Source organism: Agromyces cucurbitae, assembly GCF_058349945.1.
The window spans coordinates 290334-307485 of the sequence record NZ_JBYRES010000005.1; the positions used below are offsets into that span (position 1 = coordinate 290334).

Sequence of the window (17152 nt, forward strand, 5' to 3'; positions counted from 1 at the left end):
TCCTATGGGCGCATCGAGCACCATTACTGCGGAGGCTTCGGGCTCACCCGCAACGCCGCTCAATCCTCTGGGCGCATGGGATGCCTCGACGTCTGCGTTACTGCACCGCTGGTTGAGGAGCGCCCGACGAAGGAGGACGCGTCTCGAAACCCGATCACTCCGTCGCCGTCGCCCCCTCGCGCGCGTGCTCCTCGCGGTGTCGCCGCCGCACGCTGCCGTCGCCGATCGCGGGCGGGATCGCCTCGGTCACGTCGAGGTGCGCGTGCGGCGTCGGCACGCCGAGCGTGACGTCCTGCTCCTTGATCGCCGGCTCCCGCACCTTCTGGCCCGGGTAGTCGACGACCCGCAGGCCGAGCACGATCTTGCCCGGAGCGTCGCGCCGGTCGAGCGCCCGGTACGCGTCGACGATGCCGTCGAGCCCGAACACGTCGGCGATCGGCAGGCGCACGCGGCGGGCGGCGACGAGGGCGGCGACGCGCCCCATGGCGACGACGTCGCCCGTTCCGGCCGCGACGGCGTCGCTCGACGCGACCGCGTCGTGGTCGAGCACCGTCAGCGTGCGCGAGCTCGGCACGCCCAGTTCTGCGGCCGCCTCGGTCTCGCCGCCGAGGAAGTCGAGGAACGCGCTCACGGGACGCGCATGGTCGGTCTCGTCGACGATGCGGCGCACCCGGTCGGCGAGCCCGATGCCGTACCTCGTCGGGATGACGCCGAACTGGCGCAGGAAGTCGAAACGCTCCTCGGTCGTCGTGCCGATGACGGTCGCGCCGTGCATCCGCGCGAACTGGGCGGCGAGGCATCCGACCCCGCCGGCGGCCGCGGTCACGACGACGGTGTCGTCGGGGCCGAGCGCGAGGCCCTCGGTGGCGTTCCACGCGGTCGTGCCGGCGACGTAGAGCGATCCGGCGACCTCCCACGAGATGCCCGCGGGCTTCGGCAGCAGCTGCCGCTCGGGAACCGCCACGTGCGTCGCCTGGGCGCCGCGCTCGACGAAGCCCATGACCTCGTCGCCGCGCCCGAAGCGCCCGACGTCGGGTCCGGTGGCGATCACGACGCCCGCGAGATCGCGGCCCTGGGTCGCCGGCAGTTCGACGCCGCCCCCGCCGTACTCGCCGCGCCGCATCGCGCTCTCGGCGGGGTTGAGGCCCGAGGCGAAGACCTCGACGAGCACCTCCCCCGGGCCCGGTACCGGCATCGGCACGTCGTCGACGTGCAGCACCTCGGGGCCGCCGAACTCCGCATATCGAACCGCCCGGGCCGTGAAGGCCCGCGACTCGTCTCTGGTTGCCATCTCGCACCTCCTGGATCGTGCGGATGGTTCCATTGTCCCCCTTTCGGGGGCGGCGCGACAGGGGTTGTGCCGCTGCGCCGCATTCGGGGAGGATGCCGCGGCCGGTGCCGGTCAGCGCCCGTCGCGACTCGCGAGCGCGGCCTCGTAGAGCTCGCGCTTGCCGAGGCCGGTCTCGGCGGCGACGAGCGAGGCGGCGTCCTTGAGCCTCGTGCCGGATGCCGCGAGGCCGAGCACGCGCTCGAGCGCGGCGTCCGCGTCGACGACGGCCTCGCCCGCTCCCCCGACGACGACGACGATCTCGCCGCGCACGCCGTCGGCGGCCCACGCGGCGAGCTCGCCGAGCGGACCGCGACGAACCTCCTCGTGGAGTTTCGTGAGCTCGCGGCACACCGCCGCCGGGCGGTCGGCCCCGAACGCCTCGGCGAGCGACTCGAGACTCGCCGCGAGTCGCGACGGCGCCTCGAAGAAGACGAGCGTGCGCCGGTCGCCCGCGAGTTCGGCGAGGCGGCGGGCCCGATCGCCCGCCTTGCGCGGCAGGAACCCCTCGAAGGCGAAGCGGTCGGTCGGCAGGCCCGACACGGCGAGCGCGGTGACGACCGCTGACGGCCCGGGGATCGCGGTGACGACGACGCCCGCCGCGGCAGCGGCGGCCACGAGCGGGAATCCGGGATCGGAGACCGTCGGCATGCCCGCGTCGCTGAGCACGAGCAGGTCGGTGTCGCGGGCGAGGTCGACGAGCTCGTCCGCCTTCCGGCGCTCGTTGTGCTCGTGCAGGGCGATGAGCCGCGGCCGGTTGTCGATGCCGAGGGCCGCCAGCAGGCGCTGGGTGACCCGGGTGTCCTCCGAGGCGATCACGGTCGCCGACTCGAGCGCTTCGCGCAGCCGCGTCGACGCATCGCCGAGATTGCCGATCGGGGTCGCCGCGAGGATGATCATGGGTTCCAGTCTGGCTTAGGGTTGGGCGCATGAGTGTCGACGAGCCGGAGCATCGCGCAGCGACCCGGCTCGACGACCACCCGGGCGAGCCCGAGGCGGTTCCGGCCGCGCCGGACGCCCCGGCCGGGGACGCGGTCGACGTGTCCGACGAGCCGCGCGGCTCGCGCCTCGACGACTGGTGGGCGGCTGCGACGGCGACGCCGCGCCGGCGCGCGCTGTGGACCTGGGGCGGGCCGGTCCTCGTCACGCTCATCGCGGCGGCGCTGCGCTTCTGGGGGCTCGGCCATCCGCACCAGATCGTGTTCGACGAGACCTACTACGTGAAGGACGCCTGGACGCTCTGGCACAACGGCTACGAGTCGGCCTGGCCCGAGGGCGCCGACGCCGACTTCGCCGGCGGCGACCCCAACACCTACCTCGACGACCCCTCGTACGTCGTGCACCCGCCGCTCGGCAAGTGGCTCATCGGCCTCGGCATGGCGGCGTTCGGCGCCGGCGACGCCTTCTGGTGGCGGGCGACGACGGCGCTCGCCGGCACGATCGCGGTCTTCCTGCTCACGATGGTCGCGCGCCGGCTCTTCACGTCGACCTCGCTCGCGGTCGTGGCGGGCCTCCTCTTCGCGATCGACGGCAACGCGATCGTCATGTCGCGCGTCGCGCTGCTCGACAACTGGGTCATGCTGTTCTGCCTGCTCGGATTCTGGTTCATCCTGCTCGACCGGGCGCATGCCGAGCGCGCACTCGACGCGGGGCTGGCCGCCGCATGGGCGTCGGGCCGCGACCCGCACTTCGGACCCGCCCTGTGGGCCCGCCCATGGGTGGTCGCCGCCGGCGCGGCGTTCGGCGCGGCATCCGCGGTCAAGTGGTCGGGGCTCTGGTTCCTCGCGGCGTTCGGCGTGTACCTCGTCGTGGTCGACGCCCTCGCCCGCCGGCGAGCGGGCGTCCACCTCTGGGCGAGCGGTGCGCTGCTCAAGCAGGCGCCCGTCACGTTCGTGCTGCTCGTGCCCGTCGCCCTCGTCGTCTACCTCGCCTCGTGGACGGGCTGGCTCACGACCGACGGCGGGTACTACCGGCACTGGGCCGAGGAGGCGGGCAATGCCTGGACGGGCGCACTCGCCTGGGTGCCGACCTCGCTGCAGGGCCTCTGGCACTACCACGCCTCCGCGTACCAGTACCACGTCGGCGTGCACAGCGAGCACCCGTGGCAGTCGAACCCGCTGACCTGGCTCTTCATGATCCGGCCGACCAACATGTACTACTCCGACGGGGCCGACGGCAGCGTCTCGTCGATCATCGAGATCGGCAACCCGCTCATCTGGTGGGCGGCCGCGCTCGCCGCGTTCTACCTCGTCTACCGGTTCGCCCGATACCGGGAGTGGCAGGCCGCGGCGATCCTCGTCGGGCTCGCGGCGGGCTACCTGCCGTGGCTCATGTACCTGGGCCGCACGGTGTTCCAGTTCTACTCGATCGCGTTCGAGCCGTTCCTGCTGCTCGCGCTCGTGTACGTCATCGGCCTCGTCGCCGGAAGGCCGGGCGATCCGCGCTGGCGACGGCAGGGCGGGCTGTGGACTGTGGGCGTCTACCTCGTCGTCGTGATCGCGGTGTCGGCGTTCTTCCTGCCCATCTGGACGGGCATGCCGATCAGCCCCTTCTTCAGGCAACTGCACTTCTGGCTGCCGAGCTGGGGATGAGCCGCGCGATGCCGGTCACCGCCCCCGCGCGCGCGGCCGGTCAGTCGGAGGACTCCGCTGCGCCGAGCTCGGCGCGGCGCCGTTCGAGCTGGTCGAGCACGAGGTCGAGGCCGTAGCCGAACTCGTCGCCGAAGTCGTAGTCGTGCCCGAGCACCATCTGCTCGAGCATCTCGGCGAGGTGGGGGTAGTCGTCGGCCGGCAGTTCGAGCCCTTCGGCGAACGCATCGGCGCCCACGTCGGGCGTGAACGGCAGGCTGAGCTCGGTGAGCACGAAGCCGTAGATGTAGGCGTCGAGCGCCGAGTAGGCGTGGGCGGCGAGCGCGAGGTCGAAGCCGTCGTGCCGCAGCACGCCGAGCACGCGGTCATGGTGCCGGAAGACGGCCGGTCCGGGATTCGAGCGCGACTCGAGGAGGCCGAGCGCCCAGGAGTGCTGCTTGAGCACGGCGCGCATGGCGTCGGCGCGCGAGGTCATCGCGATGCGCCACGGCGTGCCGATCTCGAGCAGCGGGATCTGGTCGAACGCCGCATCGGCGAGGAGATCGAGCAGCTCGTCCTTGCCGGAGACGTGGTGGTAGAGCGACATGGCCTCGGCGCCGAGCGCCTTGCCGACGCTGCGCATGCTGACGGCCGCGAGGCCGCCGCCGTCGGCGACCTGCATGGCTGCGGCGACGATGCGCTCGCGGCTGAGCGGGGTGCGCTGGGCCATTCCGACTCCGTTCTCGGGCGACGCTTGCGTCCTTACGACTGTAAGGCTATCGTGATCCGCACAGAGACTTACACGTGTAAGGGAGCAGCATGCGCGCAGGAGTGGTCGAACGGTACGGGCCGCCGTCGGTCGTACGGATCGAAACGGTTCCCGACCCCGTCGCGGGCCGAGGCGAGGTGCTCGTGCGCGTCATGGCGGCGACCGTCAACTCGGGCGACGCGCGCATCCGCGGCGCCCGCTTCCCACGCGGGTTCGCCCTGCCGGGCCGACTCGCGCTCGGTGTGAGCGGCCCTCGCGCGAAGGTGCTCGGGGTCGTCTTCGCCGGCGTCGTCGAGTCGATCGGAGCAGATGCCGCCGTCGGCGCCCGGCGTGCGGGCGGCGCCGGCGTCGCCGCATCGGGGTTCGCCGTCGGCGACCGCGTCTGCGGCATGACCGGTGCGCGCATGGGAGCCCATGCCGAGCTCGTCGCGGTGCCCGGGTCCCGGCTCGCTCGGATCCCCGACGGCGTGTCGTTCGACGACGCGGCCGGCGTGCTCTTCGGCGGCGCGACGGCACTGCACTACCTGCGCGACAAGGCCGCCGTGCGGCCCGGCGAGCACGTGCTCGTCGTCGGTGCGTCGGGCGCGGTCGGCACGAACGCCGTGCAGCTCGCGAAGCGCTTCGGGGCCCGGGTGACCGCGGTCACGAGTGCACGCAACGCCGAACTCGTCAGCGCACTCGGCGCCGACCGGATCGTCGACTACCGCGCGACGCCGCTCGCCGCGCTCGCGTCGCGCGGCGAGCGCTTCGACGTCGTGTTCGACACGGTCGGCGCGCTGAGCCCGGCGACCGGGCGACCCCTCCTCGCCGACGGCGGGCGGCTGCTGCTCGCCGTCGCGAGCCTCGGCGAGATGCTCACCGCCCGCGGCTCGGTGAAGACGGGCACCTCGCCCGAGCGCGCTGAGGACTTCACGACGCTGCTCGACCTCGTCGAGTCGGGGGCCCTCAGGGTCGTCATCGACGAGACGCTCCCGATCGACCGCATCGCCGAGGCCCATGCCCGCGTCGACTCGGGCCGCAAGGTGGGCAACCTCGTCCTGCACCCGCAGTCGGGTGCCACCGCGGGTGCCGACGCACCCGAGCGGGCGGCCTGACCGTGGAGGCGACCCGGGTCGTCCTCGCCGGCGGGTGGATCTCGCTGATGCTCGTCTACCTGCTCGGCGACGTGCTGCGCATCTTCTCGGGCGACGCCGAGCCCGGCCGGATCGGTGACAAGGCCGCCGCGGGCTGGATGTGGGTGCTGGCCGGGCTCATCATGCTCGTGCCGATCGTCATGATCACGGTCTCGCTCATGGTGCCGGCGACGCCGCTCAAGTGGATCACCGTGATCGTCTCGGCCGCGCTCGTGGTGTTCAACCTGACCGGCCTCCCCTACAAGGGCCTCTACGACAACGTGCTCATCGTCGTGAGCTTCGGCTTCAACGCGCTCGTCATCTGGGTGGCCCTCGCGTGGCATCCAGCTCAGGAGGCCTGATCCCGGCACAGACGGCTACCTCTGGAAGGCCGTCTCGACCGCCTGACCGGCGACGGGCCGAGCGGCGGTCGAGCTCCGACCGCCGCCCGGCCGACCGGGCTAGTGGCCGGCGCCGCCGTCGACGAACTTCAGGCCGATGACGCAGCCCACGAGGCCGGCGATGAGGGCGAGCTTCAGCCACGAGACATCCGAATCGCCCGTGACCATCGCCCAGACCACCGTGAGGGCCGCACCGATGCCGACCCACACGGCATAGGCGGTGCCGGTCGAGATGTCGCGCATCGCCCACGCGAGCCCGCCCATCGAGAGCACGAGGGCGCCGAAGAAGATCACCGACGGCCAGAGCTTCGTGAACCCCTCGCTCTTGCCGAGCGCGGTGGCCCAGACGGCCTCGAGCACGCCGGACGCGATGAGGATGACCCATGCCATGACTGTTCACTCCTTGAGTGCCAGTCGTCGTGTCCGGGTACTGGGTTCCCTCGTCCGGTCGGTCGCGGATCGGGCGACCGGAATTCAGGGTAGCAACCGGGCCTGATCACCCCCTGTGCACGCATCCGTTGCCGTTCATTACGGCTCGCAGGCGAGGCGACCGCCGCGAACGCGTAGCGTTTCGTTCCATGGCAGACCGCGAATACGGCTTCAAGACCCGCGCCATCCACGCGGGCAACATCCCCGACCAGGTGACGGGCGCCCGCGCGCTGCCGATCTACCAGACGAGCGCGTTCGTGTTCGACGACACCGCCGACGCCGCGGCCCGCTTCGCGCTGCAGAAATACGGCAACATCTACTCGCGCCTCGCCAACCCGACCGTCGCGAGCTTCGAGGAGCGCATCGCGAGCCTCGAGGGCGGCCTCGGCGCCGTCGCGACCGCCTCGGGTCTCGCCGCCCAGTACATCACCTTCGCGTCGCTCGCGGGCGCCGGCGACCACATCGTCGCGTCGGCGAACCTGTACGGCGGCTCGATCACGCAACTCGACGTGACGCTTCGCCGCTTCGGCATCGAGACCACGTTCGTCGCGAGCGCCGACGCCGACGACTACGCGGCGGCGATCCGGGAGAACACGAAGGCCCTCTTCGTCGAGACGATCGCGAACCCGTCGGGCGAGATCGCCGACCTCGAGGCCCTCGCCGACGTCGCGCACGCGCACGGCATCCCGTTCATCGTCGACTCGACGATCACGACCCCGTACCTCAACCGGCCGATCGAGTGGGGCGCCGACATCGTCACGCACTCGGCGACGAAGTTCCTGGGCGGGCACGGCACGACGCTCGGCGGCGTCGTCGTCGAGTCGGGCCGGTTCCACTGGCACTCCGAGAAGTTCCCGCTGTTCGGCCAGCCGGTGCCGAGCTACGGCGGCCTCGAGTGGAGCGGCAACTTCGGCGAGTACGCGTTCCTCACGCGACTGCGCGCCGAGCAGCTGCGCGACATCGGCCCGACCCTCGCACCGCACTCGGCGTTCCTGCTCGCGCAGGGCGTCGAGACGCTGCCGTACCGCATCCAGGCGCACGTCGACAACGCGCGGAAGGTCGCCGAGTGGCTCGACGCCGACCCGCGCGTCGAGCGCGTGTTCTGGGCCGGTCTCGAGGACCACCCGCACCACGACCGGGCGAAGAAGTACCTGCCGCATGGCCCCGGCTCGGTGTTCAGCTTCGAGGTCAAGGGCGGCCGCCGGGTCGGCCAGGCGCTCATCGAGAACGTGAACCTCGCCTCGCACCTCGCGAACATCGGCGATGCGAAGACCCTCATCATCCACCCGGCGTCCACGACCCATGCGCAGCTCACCGAGCAGCAGCTCGTCGACGCGGGCGTGCTGCCCGGCGTCGTGCGCCTCTCGGTCGGCATCGAGGACGTCGACGACATCATCTACGATCTGGACCAGGCGCTCGCGACCGCGACAGGAGGCACCCTGTGACCGACACCATCACCGAGCAGGATGCTCCGGCGGAGGCCGAGCTCGAGACCGTGCGCCTCGTCAACGGGCTGAGCTGCGACCTGCCCGCCGACTCGCCGCTCGCGAAGCTGCTGCGCTCGCAGCGCACGTGGACGGGCCCCGACGCGAAGGCGCGCCTGCGCATCCTCAACGCGGCGAAGTCGGTGGCCATCGTCGGCGCCTCGCCGAAGCCGCAGCGCTCGAGCTACTTCGTCGGCACGTACCTGCAGCAGTCGAGCGAGTACCGCCTGTACTTCGTGAACCCGATGGAGACCGAGATCCTCGGCCAGCCGGCGTACGCGAGCCTGAAAGACCTGCCCGAGGTGCCCGACGTCGTCGTCGTGTTCCGCCGAGGCAGCGACATCCCGAAGGTCGTCGACGAGGTCGTCGCCGCGGGCGCCAAGACCATCTGGGTGCAGCTCGGCATCTGGAACGAGGAGGCGGCGTACTACGGCGAGGAGCAGGGGCTCACGGTCGTCATGGACCGCTGCATCAAGGTCGAGCACGCCCGCTTCCACGGCGGCCTGCACCTGCTCGGCTTCGACACGGGGCAGATCACCTCGCGCAAGACCGTGCGCTGACGCGCGCTCGGGTGGGATGCCTCGGTCGAGGCATCCCACCCGTGCCGCGTCTCGCTACGCTGGGTCGATGCCCCGCGAACTCGAGTTCTCGACCGACCCCGACCGCCTCGACCGCGAGCTCGTGCACCGCTGGCTGAGCGAGCAGGCGTACTGGGCGGAGGGGCGCTCGCGCGACGTGCACGACGCCGCGATCGACGGGTCGATGAACTTCGGCGTCTACGACGCTGCGACGGGCCAGCAGCTCGGCTACGCGCGCGTGGTCACCGACGGCGTGACCTTCGCCTGGCTCTGCGACGTCTTCGTCGATCCCGCGACGAGGGGTGACGGCATCGGCGTCGCGCTGATGGAGCACGTGCTCGAGACGCTCGACGCGCTGCACCTCAAGCGCGTACTGCTCATCACGCGCGACGCGCACGGGCTCTACGAGAAGTTCGGGTTCGCCCCGATCGAACGCACCGAGGACTGGCTGGCGCGCGTCGGGCCCGACCCGAACGTCTGAGGTCAGGCCGCGTCGCGCCCGTATGCGAGCATCTGGAAGCCCGAACCGTCGGGTCGCACGAAACGGTACTCGCGCTCGTGGAGGCGGGTGAAGCCGAGCCGGTCGTAGAGCCGCTGGGCGGCGAGCATGTCGGGGCCGGTGTTGAGCACCACCCGATCGACGCCCCTGATGCGTGCGAGCTGCAGCACGTGCCGCACGAGCGTCTCGCCGACGCCGCGTCCGCGCGCTTCGGGCGCCACGCCGAGGAAGCGGAAGTCGAGCTCGCCCGGCTGTGCGACCGGCGACATCGTCGCGCCCGCCCGCGGCGTGGAGGCCGTGCCGAGCAGCTCGCCCGTGGCCGTGTCGACGGCGACCCACACGCGATGGTCGCGCGCCCGCTCGGCGACGGCGACGATGTCGGCGCGGTAGCCGTCGCTGAGCTCGAAGTCGGCGGCGTACGCGCGCTCGACGAGCGCGGCGACCTCCGCCGTCTCGTCGGCGCGCATGAGCCGAACGGTGACGTCGTCGCGCTGCTGCAGCGGGTAGGCGTACACGACCGAGTCGACGTCGGCGTCGACGGCCGCGTCGCGGTCGGGCACGCGCTCGAAGCCGAGCCGCTCGTAGAGCGCCTGGGCTCGCGTGTTGCGGCTGCCGGTGTCGAGCACGAGCACCGAGGCACCCCATTCGAGCGCCGTCTCGAGACTCGCGCGCGTGAGGGCGGCGCCGAGGCCCGTACCCTGCGCACCGGGGTCGACGGAGATCAGCCGCACCTCGGCCTCCCCCGGGCGGGCGACCCGCGAGTATCGCGTTCCGGCGCGCAGCACGCTTGCCGTACCCATGACCGCACCACCGGCGTCGATCGCGACGAGCACCGAGCCGTCGGCGGCGCGGCCCACGGTGTCGGCTTCGAAGGCGGCACGCTCGGCGCTCTTCGGCAGGTGCCCGTAGGGCCCAGCGGCGAAGGCGCGCACGATCACCCCCGACTCCGCCGCGGATTCCGCTGCCCTGACCGGGCGGATCGTCATCGGTGCGGGCGAGGTCTGGGCGGCGGTCGACATCGCCTGCCAGCCTACGCCCACGCGCGGGCACGACGGCCCGTCGCCTCCCGCCGCCGGTAGGCTCGACGCGTGCTGACCGATCGCCGGGATCTCCGCGTCGCGCTGCTCGGCCCGGTCCTCGTCGAGGGTCGGTCGGGCGAGCCGATCGAGCCCGCCGGCGCGCTCGCGAAGGCGCTCCTCGCCGCGCTCGTCGGCTCCGACGGCCGCGGCGCCGGGCGCACGCACGGCATCGACGCGATCGCCGACGACGTCTGGGGCGACGAACGCCCGGCGAACGAGCGCGCCGCACTGCAGTCGCTCGTCTCGCGGGTCCGCTCCACGAGCGCCCCGGGCCTCGTCGTGTCGCGCCCCGGCGGGTACGCGGTCGACCTCGAGGTCGCGCAGACCGATCTCGGCCTCGCCGGCGACCTGGGCCTGCGCGCCGCCGAGCTCGCACGGTCCGGCGACCCCCGCGCCGCGATCGATGTGCTCGACGAGGCCCTCGCACTGTGGCGGGGCGAACCGGGCCTCGACCTCGGCTCGGCGCCGATCGGTGTCGAGCTCAACGACCGCGCCGGGGCCCGTCGCATCGGCCTGCTCGAGTTCCGCGCCCGCTGCCTGCTCGACGCCGGCGACGCCGAGGCCGCCGTCGAGGCGCTCACCCCGCTCGCGGCGGCCGACCCGCTCGACGAGCACTTGCACAGCTCGCTCATCTCGGCGCTCGCGGCGGCCGGCCGGCGGGCCGATGCGCTCGAGGCGTTCGCCCGAATCCGCGCCGCGCTGCGCGACGAGCTCGGCGTCTCGCCCGGGCAGCACCTCGTCGATCTCAACGCGCGGCTGCTCGACGACCGCAACGAACCGTTCGCGGTCGCATCCTCACCGGCCCCCGCTCCCGCGCTCGCCCGTGATTCCGACGTCCGCCCCGGGGCATCCATGACCATCGCGCTGACCCGCGCACCCGACGCCCCGGGCGGCGTCGGCGACGGCCGGACCCGGCTCGGCCTGCGCGCCGCGCCGAACCGGCTCATCGGCCGCGACGCCGACCTCGATGCGGTCGCCGGGCTGCTCGCCGGGCATCGCCTCGTGACGGTCCTCGGAGCCGGTGGGCTCGGCAAGACGCGGGTCGCGCAGGCGGTCGCCGAGCGATCCGACCTGCCCGCCGTCGCGGTCGCCGAGCTCGCGGGCGTGCGCGACGACGACGACGTCGAGCTCGCGCTCGGCTCCGCCCTCGGGCTGCGCGAGGCGCGGTCGTCGCGGCTCTCCGATGCCGCCGGCCGGCCCGACCTGCGTCGGCGCATCGAGGCGCGCCTCGCCGAAGCGCCGACCCTGCTCGTGCTCGACAACTGCGAGCAGGTGATCGACGGCGTCGCCGCCTGGACGACCGACCTGCTCGCCGCGGTGCCGACCCTGCGCGTGCTCGCGACGAGCCGAAGCCCGATCGCGATCGGCGCCGAGCAGGTGTACCCGCTCGAACCGCTGCCGGCGCGCATCGCCGACGAGCCGGGCCCGGGCGTGCAGCTCTTCATCGAACGCGCCCTCGCCGTGCGCCCCGACGCCGCGCTTCCGCGCGACGTCATCGAGCGGTTGTGCGCCCGCCTCGACGGTCTGCCCCTCGCGATCGAGCTCGCCGCGGCGCGCATGCGCAGCATGACCGTCAGCGAGATCGAAGCGCGTCTCGACAACCGCTTCGCCCTGCTCGCCGGACGCGATCGCAGCGCGCCGCCCCGGCAGCGCACCCTCGAGGCCGTCATCGAATGGAGCTGGGCGCTGCTCACCCCCGACGAGCAGCGCGCCCTGACCCGCCTCTCGGCCTTCGTCGACGGCTTCGGCCTCGACGCGGCCGAGGCGGTGCTCGACTCCGCGCCGCTCGGCACGCCCGCGGTCGACGCGCTCGACGGGCTCGTCGACCAGTCCCTGCTCACCGTGCGCGACGAACCGCTCACGGGCGCCACCCGGTACCGCATGCTCGAGACCGTGCGCGAGTTCGGCCTGGTCCGACTCGAGCGGGCCGGCGAGGTGGCCGACGTGCGCGAGGCCATGGCCGGCTGGGCCGAACGGCTCGCCGACATCACCGTCATCGGCGGCGGCGCGACGCAGCTCGCGGCGCTGCGACGGCTCCGCCTCGAGGAGGAGAACCTCGTCGAGATCCTGCGCCGGGCCAACGCCGATCGGCGCGTGCCGACGGCGCTGCGGCTCTACGCGGCGCTCGGCTACCTCTGGAACGTGCGCAGCGCGCACGAGGAGGTGCTCGTCTTCGGCGAGGCGATGCTCGATGCGACCCGGCGCGGCGCGCACGATCGCGACCTCGCCGTGCCGGCGATGATGTCGGCGGTGTTCGCGGCCGGCACCGCCCTCGCATACAGCGCCCCGGTGGCGACGCGGGCGCTCGCACGGCTGCGCTCGCACCTCGCCGACGGCTGGCCGCTGCCGCAGTGGCTCGCCGCGGTCGCACGGGTCATCGGCGCGACCGACTTCGACGCCGCGCTCGCCGAGCTCGTCGTCATGTCCGACTCGGCCGACGAGCCGACGGCGCTCATCGGCGCCATGCTGCGCTGCCAGTTCGACGAGAACGCGGGCGAGCCCGCACTCGCGATCGACCACGCCCAGCGCGCGCACCGGCTCGCGAAGCGGCTCGGCGACGGCTGGGCCGAGTCGATGAGCTCGATGATGATCGCGCAGCTCGCGAGCCAGTCGGGCGACCCCGAGCGGGCGCTGCACTGGTCGGCCGTCGCGGCCGAGGGCCTCGTCGCGCTCGATGCCGAGCCCGACCTGCTCCAGCTCGAGTGGATGCGCGCCGGCAACCTGCTCTCGGCCCGACGCTTCGACGAGGTGCGCCCGCTGCTCGACGAGCTCGCGGCGAGCGAGCGGCGTACGGCCGACGGCCTCGCCCTCGCCACCGTCGGAGCGCTGGGTCGCTCAGAGCTCGCCCGGGCCGAGGGGCGCATGGACGACGCCCGCCGGCACGCCCATGAGGCGGTCGACTCGTTCGGCGTCCACGAGCGCTCGACGCCGTGGTACCTGATGGTGCTCGCCGACCTCGTCTCGGCGGCGGTGTTCGACGATCGCGACGCCGACGACGCGGGCCGGTGGGCGGCGCGCATCCGCAACCGCACGGTCGCGCTTCACCGCGCCTGGCCGGCCTTCACCGACAAGCCCGTGCTGGGCACGGCCGCGCTCGGCTGGTCGGCGTGGGCGATGCACGATCCGCGCCTGCGGGCGCGCGCCGTCGAGCTGCTCGCACTCGCCGAACGTCTGCACCCCCGGCAGGACCTCCCGGCGCTCCGCCTCGAACCGCACCTCGCCGCGGCCGAGCGCCTCGCGGGTGCGGCGGCCCTCGAGCAGGCGCGCGCCGAGCACGCCGACCTCACCCAGCCCGAGCGCGCCGAACGGGCGCTGCGACTGCTCGCAGCGCCCGTCGCGCGCGGCCCCGAGACCTCGGCCTGACCGTCACCCGCGTCGAGCGTCCCCCGGCGGGAGACGCCGGCGCCGCGGCATCCCGTCGCCGGGCTCGGTCAGCCGCTACGCCTTGCGCATGTACGCGCGCACCGTGAGCGGGGCGAAGATCGCGACGACGACGGCCGCACCCACGAGGGTCGCGAGCAGGTCGCCCGTCACGTCGGTGCCCATCGTGATGCCGCGCGCCGCGGTCACGAGGTGCGAGACCGGGTTGATGTTCACGAACCACTGCAGCCAGTCGGGCATCGTGTCGGCCTGCACGAACGCGTTCGAGAGGAACGTCAGCGGGAACAGGATGAGGAACGAGATGCCCTGCACCGAGCCCGCCGAGCGCGCGATCACGCCGAAGAACGCGAAGATCCAGCTGAGCGACCAGGCGGCGACGACGACCACGAGGCTCGCCGTCATGACGCTGCCGAGGCCCGCCTCCGGCCGGTAGCCCATGACGTAACCGGCCACGAAGGTGAGCACGGTCGCGATGCCGTAGCGCACGGTGTCGGCGAGCAGGGCGCCGGCGAGCGGGGCGACGCGTGCGATCGGCAGCGAGCGGAACCGGTCGAACACGCCCTTGTCCATGTCCTCGCGCAACTGCACGCCCGTGACGACCGAGGTCGTGATGACGGTCTGCACGAGGATGCCGGGCAGGAGGAACGGCAGGTAGGTCATCGCGTCGCCCGCGATCGCGCCGCCGAAGATGTAGGTGAACATGACCGTGAACAGGATCGGCTGCACGGTGACGTCGATGAGCTGCTCGGGCGTGCGCTTGATCTTGAGCAGTCCCCGCCAGGCCATGCTGAACGAGTTGCGCACCGTCTGGCCGAAGCCGACGTGGTTCTTGAGCGTGCGGGCGGCGCCCGGCACGATGGTCGCGGTGGTCATGCGCGGCTCCCTTCGAGCTCGAATTCGGTGCTGGATGCCTCGTCGCCGTCGTGCTCGGACTCGGCGGTGTGGCCGGTGAGGGTGAGGAAGACCTCGTCGAGCGTGGGCTTCTGCACGCTGAGCTCGGCGAGGTGGATGCCCGCGTCGCGGAACGTGACGAGGAGCTCGGCGACGAGGTCGGCGTCCTGCATGGGCGCCGTGAGACGTGCGGCCTCGGGGCTCGCGGTGGCGTGCACGCCGAGCACGCGTTCGATCGCGGCCCCGGCGTCGCCGAGGTCGCGCGGGTCGACGAGCCGCAGCTGCAGGCTCGACTCGCCGACCGAGGCCTTGAGCTCGTCGCCCGTGCCCTCGGCGACGACGCGCCCGCGGTCGATGACGGCGATGCGGTCGGCGAGCTGGTCGGCCTCGTCGAGGTACTGCGTCGTGAGCAGCACGGTCGAACCGGTCGCGACGAGCCGGCGGATCGTCTCCCACATCCGGGCGCGGGTTCGCGGGTCGAGGCCCGTCGTGGGCTCGTCGAGGAAGATGAGCGGCGGCTGGGCGATGAGGCTCGCCGCGAGGTCGAGTCGGCGCCGCATGCCGCCCGAGAACTGCTTGAGCGGGCGCTTCGCGGCCTCGGTGAGGCCGAACTCCTCGAGGAGCTCCGACGCCTTGCGCTTCGACTCGCGTCGGCCGAGTCCGAGCAGCCGCGAGAAGAGCACGAGGTTCTCGGTCGCCGACAGCGTCTCGTCGACCGAGGCGTACTGCCCCGTGACGCCGATCAGCTGGCGCACGACCTGCGCCTCGCCCTGCACGTCGTGGCCGAAGATGCGCGCCGAGCCGGCGTCGGGGCGCAGCAGCGTCGCGAGCATCGAGATGGTGGTCGTCTTGCCGGCGCCGTTGGGGCCGAGCACGCCGTAGACGGTCCCCGTCGCGACGCGCAGGTCGACGCCGTCGACCGCGCGGTTCTCGCCGAAGACCTTGACGAGGCCGTCGGCCTCGATCGCCCAGTCCCCCTGGGCTCGTGTGGTGATGTCCATGCCGATCATGCTCGCGGCACGCGCTTCCGACGCGCTGTCGCGGCGCTGTCGTCGCGCTGTCGCGGATGCCGCCGCCCCGACCCGGCCGGGCGTCGGCGCCGAGCTCGCGCGCCCCGACGTCGACGATGCTGCCGCCGGATTGCGTGCGGACGCCCGGGTACGCACGATTCTTCGAACCGCAGCGGCATCCGTGCGCGCCCGGGGACGTACCCTTGAATGGTGACAGCGTTCGTCTCTGCCCTCGATCTCTTCTCGATCGGGATCGGCCCCTCGAGTTCGCACACCGTCGGCCCCATGCGGGCGGCTCGCATGTTCGCCGAGTCGCTCGAGTCGAGCGGTGTGCTCGGCGACGTCTCGCGCGTGTCGTGCTCGCTGTACGGCTCGCTCGGCGCGACCGGCCTCGGCCACGGCACCCCCGACGCGGTCGTCGCGGGCCTCGCCGGCCTCGAGCCGCACGACTGCGACCCCGACGACGTGCGCGACGCGTGGACGCGCCTCGCCGACGCCGGCGACGCGGGCGCCGAGATCCGCCTGCTCGGCACGCAGCCGATCCGGCTGCGGCAGACCGACATCTCGCTCGAGCCGCGCACCCGGCTGCCCGGCCACCCGAACGCGATGACCCTGCAGGCGTACGGCGAGGGCCCGCTGCCCATCGCCGAGGAGACCTACTACTCGGTCGGCGGCGGGTTCATCCGCCGCGACGGCGACCCCGCGGCCGAGGCCGAGGCGCTGCGCCACCCCCTCCCGTATTCGAACGCCGCCGAACTGCTCGCCCTCTGCGAGGAGCACGGCGTCTCGTTCTGCGACGTCGCCCGGCACAACGAGGTCGCCGTGCACGGCGAGGCCGGCATCGACGCGGGTCTCGACGCGATCTGGGACGCGATGGCCGAGTGCGTCGAGCACGGTCTCGAGACCGAGGGCACGCTGCCCGGCGGCCTCCGGGTGAAGCGCCGCGCGCCCGAGGTGCGCCGCCGGCTCGAGGCATACGACCGCGACGAGCTCGAGTCGTCGCAGCACCGCGACACGTCGACCGAGTGGCTGCACGCGTTCGCACTCGCCGTGAATGAGGAGAACGCGTCGGGCGGCCGCGTCGTGACGGCGCCCACGAACGGCGCCGCCGGCATCCTGCCCGCGGTCGGCCACTACTACCTGCGCTTCGTGCCGGGCGCCGACCGGGCGGGCATCCGCCGGTTCCTGCTCACCGCGTCGGCGATCGCGAGCCTCGTGAAGAAGAACGCGTCGATCTCGGGCGCCGAGGGCGGCTGCCAGGCCGAGGTCGGATCGGCCTGCGCCATGGCGGCGGGCGCGCTGTGCGCCGTGCTCGGCGGTACCCCGCAGCAGATCGAGAACGCCGCCGAGATCGCGATGGAGCACCACCTCGGCCTCACGTGCGACCCCGTCGCGGGCCTCGTGCAGGTGCCCTGCATCGAGCGCAACGCGATCGCCGCGTCGACCGCGGTCTCGGCCGCCCGGCTCGCGCTGCACGGCGACGGCACCCACCTCGTCTCGCTCGACACGGTCATCGAGACCATGCGGCAGACGGGCCTCGACATGATGACGAAGTACAAGGAGACGAGCGAGGGCGGCCTCGCCGTCAACGTCGTCGAGTGCTGAGGGCCGTGTCCCCCACTCGG

Annotated in this window: 16 protein-coding genes; 9 read left to right on the forward strand and 7 right to left on the reverse strand. The window is 73.0% G+C overall.

The window, feature by feature from the left end; translation table 11 throughout:
* Positions 1-154 precede the first annotated feature (154 nt).
* Both AC3RJ6_RS18555 and rsmI read right to left on the reverse strand, forming a co-directional pair.
* Positions 155-1291 carry an NADP-dependent oxidoreductase gene (locus AC3RJ6_RS18555; RefSeq protein ID WP_491428610.1) on the reverse strand — a complete coding sequence of 379 codons (1137 nt, stop codon included), beginning with the start codon at positions 1289-1291 and terminating at the stop codon, positions 155-157.
* Positions 1292-1402: 111 nt separating this feature from the next.
* Positions 1403-2227, reverse strand: a complete 825-nt coding sequence (gene rsmI, locus AC3RJ6_RS18560) for a 16S rRNA (cytidine(1402)-2'-O)-methyltransferase (RefSeq protein WP_491428611.1) — start codon at positions 2225-2227, stop codon at positions 1403-1405.
* A 29-nt stretch (positions 2228-2256) separates the two neighbouring features.
* Between rsmI and AC3RJ6_RS18565 the strand changes: the two genes are divergently transcribed.
* Positions 2257-3918, forward strand: a complete 1662-nt coding sequence (locus tag AC3RJ6_RS18565) for a dolichyl-phosphate-mannose--protein mannosyltransferase (protein ID WP_491428612.1) — start codon at positions 2257-2259, stop codon at positions 3916-3918.
* Between the two features lie 40 nt (positions 3919-3958).
* Here the strand turns inward: AC3RJ6_RS18565 and AC3RJ6_RS18570 are convergent, their stop codons facing one another.
* Positions 3959-4624 carry a TetR/AcrR family transcriptional regulator gene (locus AC3RJ6_RS18570; protein ID WP_491428613.1) on the reverse strand — a complete coding sequence of 222 codons (666 nt, stop codon included), beginning with the start codon at positions 4622-4624 and terminating at the stop codon, positions 3959-3961.
* 89 nt (positions 4625-4713) lie between these two features.
* Between AC3RJ6_RS18570 and AC3RJ6_RS18575 the strand changes: the two genes are divergently transcribed.
* Both AC3RJ6_RS18575 and AC3RJ6_RS18580 read left to right on the forward strand, forming a co-directional pair.
* The gene (locus AC3RJ6_RS18575; protein WP_491428614.1) at positions 4714-5757 is read left to right on the forward strand and encodes an NAD(P)-dependent alcohol dehydrogenase; all 1044 of its coding nucleotides are present in this window, start codon (positions 4714-4716) and stop codon (positions 5755-5757) included.
* Between the two features lie 2 nt (positions 5758-5759).
* Positions 5760-6137, forward strand: coding sequence for a hypothetical protein (locus tag AC3RJ6_RS18580; protein WP_491428615.1), 378 nt, complete (start codon positions 5760-5762; stop codon positions 6135-6137).
* A 99-nt stretch (positions 6138-6236) separates the two neighbouring features.
* On the opposite strand, the gene AC3RJ6_RS18585 is transcribed toward AC3RJ6_RS18580, so the two are convergent.
* On the reverse strand, positions 6237-6566 hold the full coding sequence (locus AC3RJ6_RS18585) for a DMT family transporter (RefSeq protein ID WP_491428616.1): 330 nt from the start codon (positions 6564-6566) through the stop codon (positions 6237-6239).
* A 188-nt stretch (positions 6567-6754) separates the two neighbouring features.
* Between AC3RJ6_RS18585 and AC3RJ6_RS18590 the strand changes: the two genes are divergently transcribed.
* The 3 genes from AC3RJ6_RS18590 to AC3RJ6_RS18600 all read left to right on the forward strand — a co-directional run bounded on the left by AC3RJ6_RS18590 (position 6755) and on the right by AC3RJ6_RS18600 (position 9148).
* Complete coding sequence (locus tag AC3RJ6_RS18590) at positions 6755-8050, forward strand: O-acetylhomoserine aminocarboxypropyltransferase/cysteine synthase family protein (RefSeq protein ID WP_491428617.1); 1296 nt, start codon at positions 6755-6757, stop codon at positions 8048-8050.
* A 68-nt stretch (positions 8051-8118) separates the two neighbouring features.
* A complete protein-coding gene (locus AC3RJ6_RS18595) occupies positions 8119-8649 on the forward strand; it encodes a CoA-binding protein (RefSeq protein WP_491428662.1) in 531 nt (176 codons plus the stop codon).
* A gap of 67 nt (positions 8650-8716) precedes the next feature.
* The gene (locus AC3RJ6_RS18600; RefSeq protein ID WP_491428618.1) at positions 8717-9148 is read left to right on the forward strand and encodes a GNAT family N-acetyltransferase; all 432 of its coding nucleotides are present in this window, start codon (positions 8717-8719) and stop codon (positions 9146-9148) included.
* 2 nt (positions 9149-9150) lie between these two features.
* On the opposite strand, the gene AC3RJ6_RS18605 is transcribed toward AC3RJ6_RS18600, so the two are convergent.
* Positions 9151-10185, reverse strand: coding sequence for a GNAT family N-acetyltransferase (locus AC3RJ6_RS18605; protein ID WP_491428619.1), 1035 nt, complete (start codon positions 10183-10185; stop codon positions 9151-9153).
* Positions 10186-10254: 69 nt separating this feature from the next.
* On the opposite strand from AC3RJ6_RS18605, the gene AC3RJ6_RS18610 reads away from it, so the two are divergent.
* Positions 10255-13608, forward strand: coding sequence for an AfsR/SARP family transcriptional regulator (locus AC3RJ6_RS18610; RefSeq protein ID WP_491428620.1), 3354 nt, complete (start codon positions 10255-10257; stop codon positions 13606-13608).
* 75 nt (positions 13609-13683) lie between these two features.
* Here the strand turns inward: AC3RJ6_RS18610 and AC3RJ6_RS18615 are convergent, their stop codons facing one another.
* Together AC3RJ6_RS18615 and AC3RJ6_RS18620 are read right to left on the reverse strand one after the other, a co-directional pair.
* On the reverse strand, positions 13684-14499 hold the full coding sequence (locus AC3RJ6_RS18615; RefSeq protein WP_491428621.1) for an ABC transporter permease: 816 nt from the start codon (positions 14497-14499) through the stop codon (positions 13684-13686).
* Entirely contained in the window at positions 14496-15518 is a 1023-nt protein-coding gene (locus AC3RJ6_RS18620; RefSeq protein ID WP_491428622.1) for an ATP-binding cassette domain-containing protein, read from the reverse strand. The genes AC3RJ6_RS18615 and AC3RJ6_RS18620 overlap by 4 nt, the downstream gene beginning before the upstream one ends.
* Between AC3RJ6_RS18620 and AC3RJ6_RS18625 the strand changes: the two genes are divergently transcribed.
* Complete coding sequence (locus AC3RJ6_RS18625) at positions 15517-15741, forward strand: hypothetical protein (protein ID WP_491428623.1); 225 nt, start codon at positions 15517-15519, stop codon at positions 15739-15741. The two genes, AC3RJ6_RS18620 and AC3RJ6_RS18625, sit on opposite strands and share 2 nt — an antisense overlap.
* Positions 15738-17132 (forward strand): L-serine ammonia-lyase, encoded by a 1395-nt coding sequence (locus AC3RJ6_RS18630; protein ID WP_491428624.1) that lies wholly within the window; start codon positions 15738-15740, stop codon positions 17130-17132. Before AC3RJ6_RS18625 ends, AC3RJ6_RS18630 begins: the two co-directional genes overlap by 4 nt.
* The last annotated feature ends 20 nt before the right edge of the window (positions 17133-17152 follow it).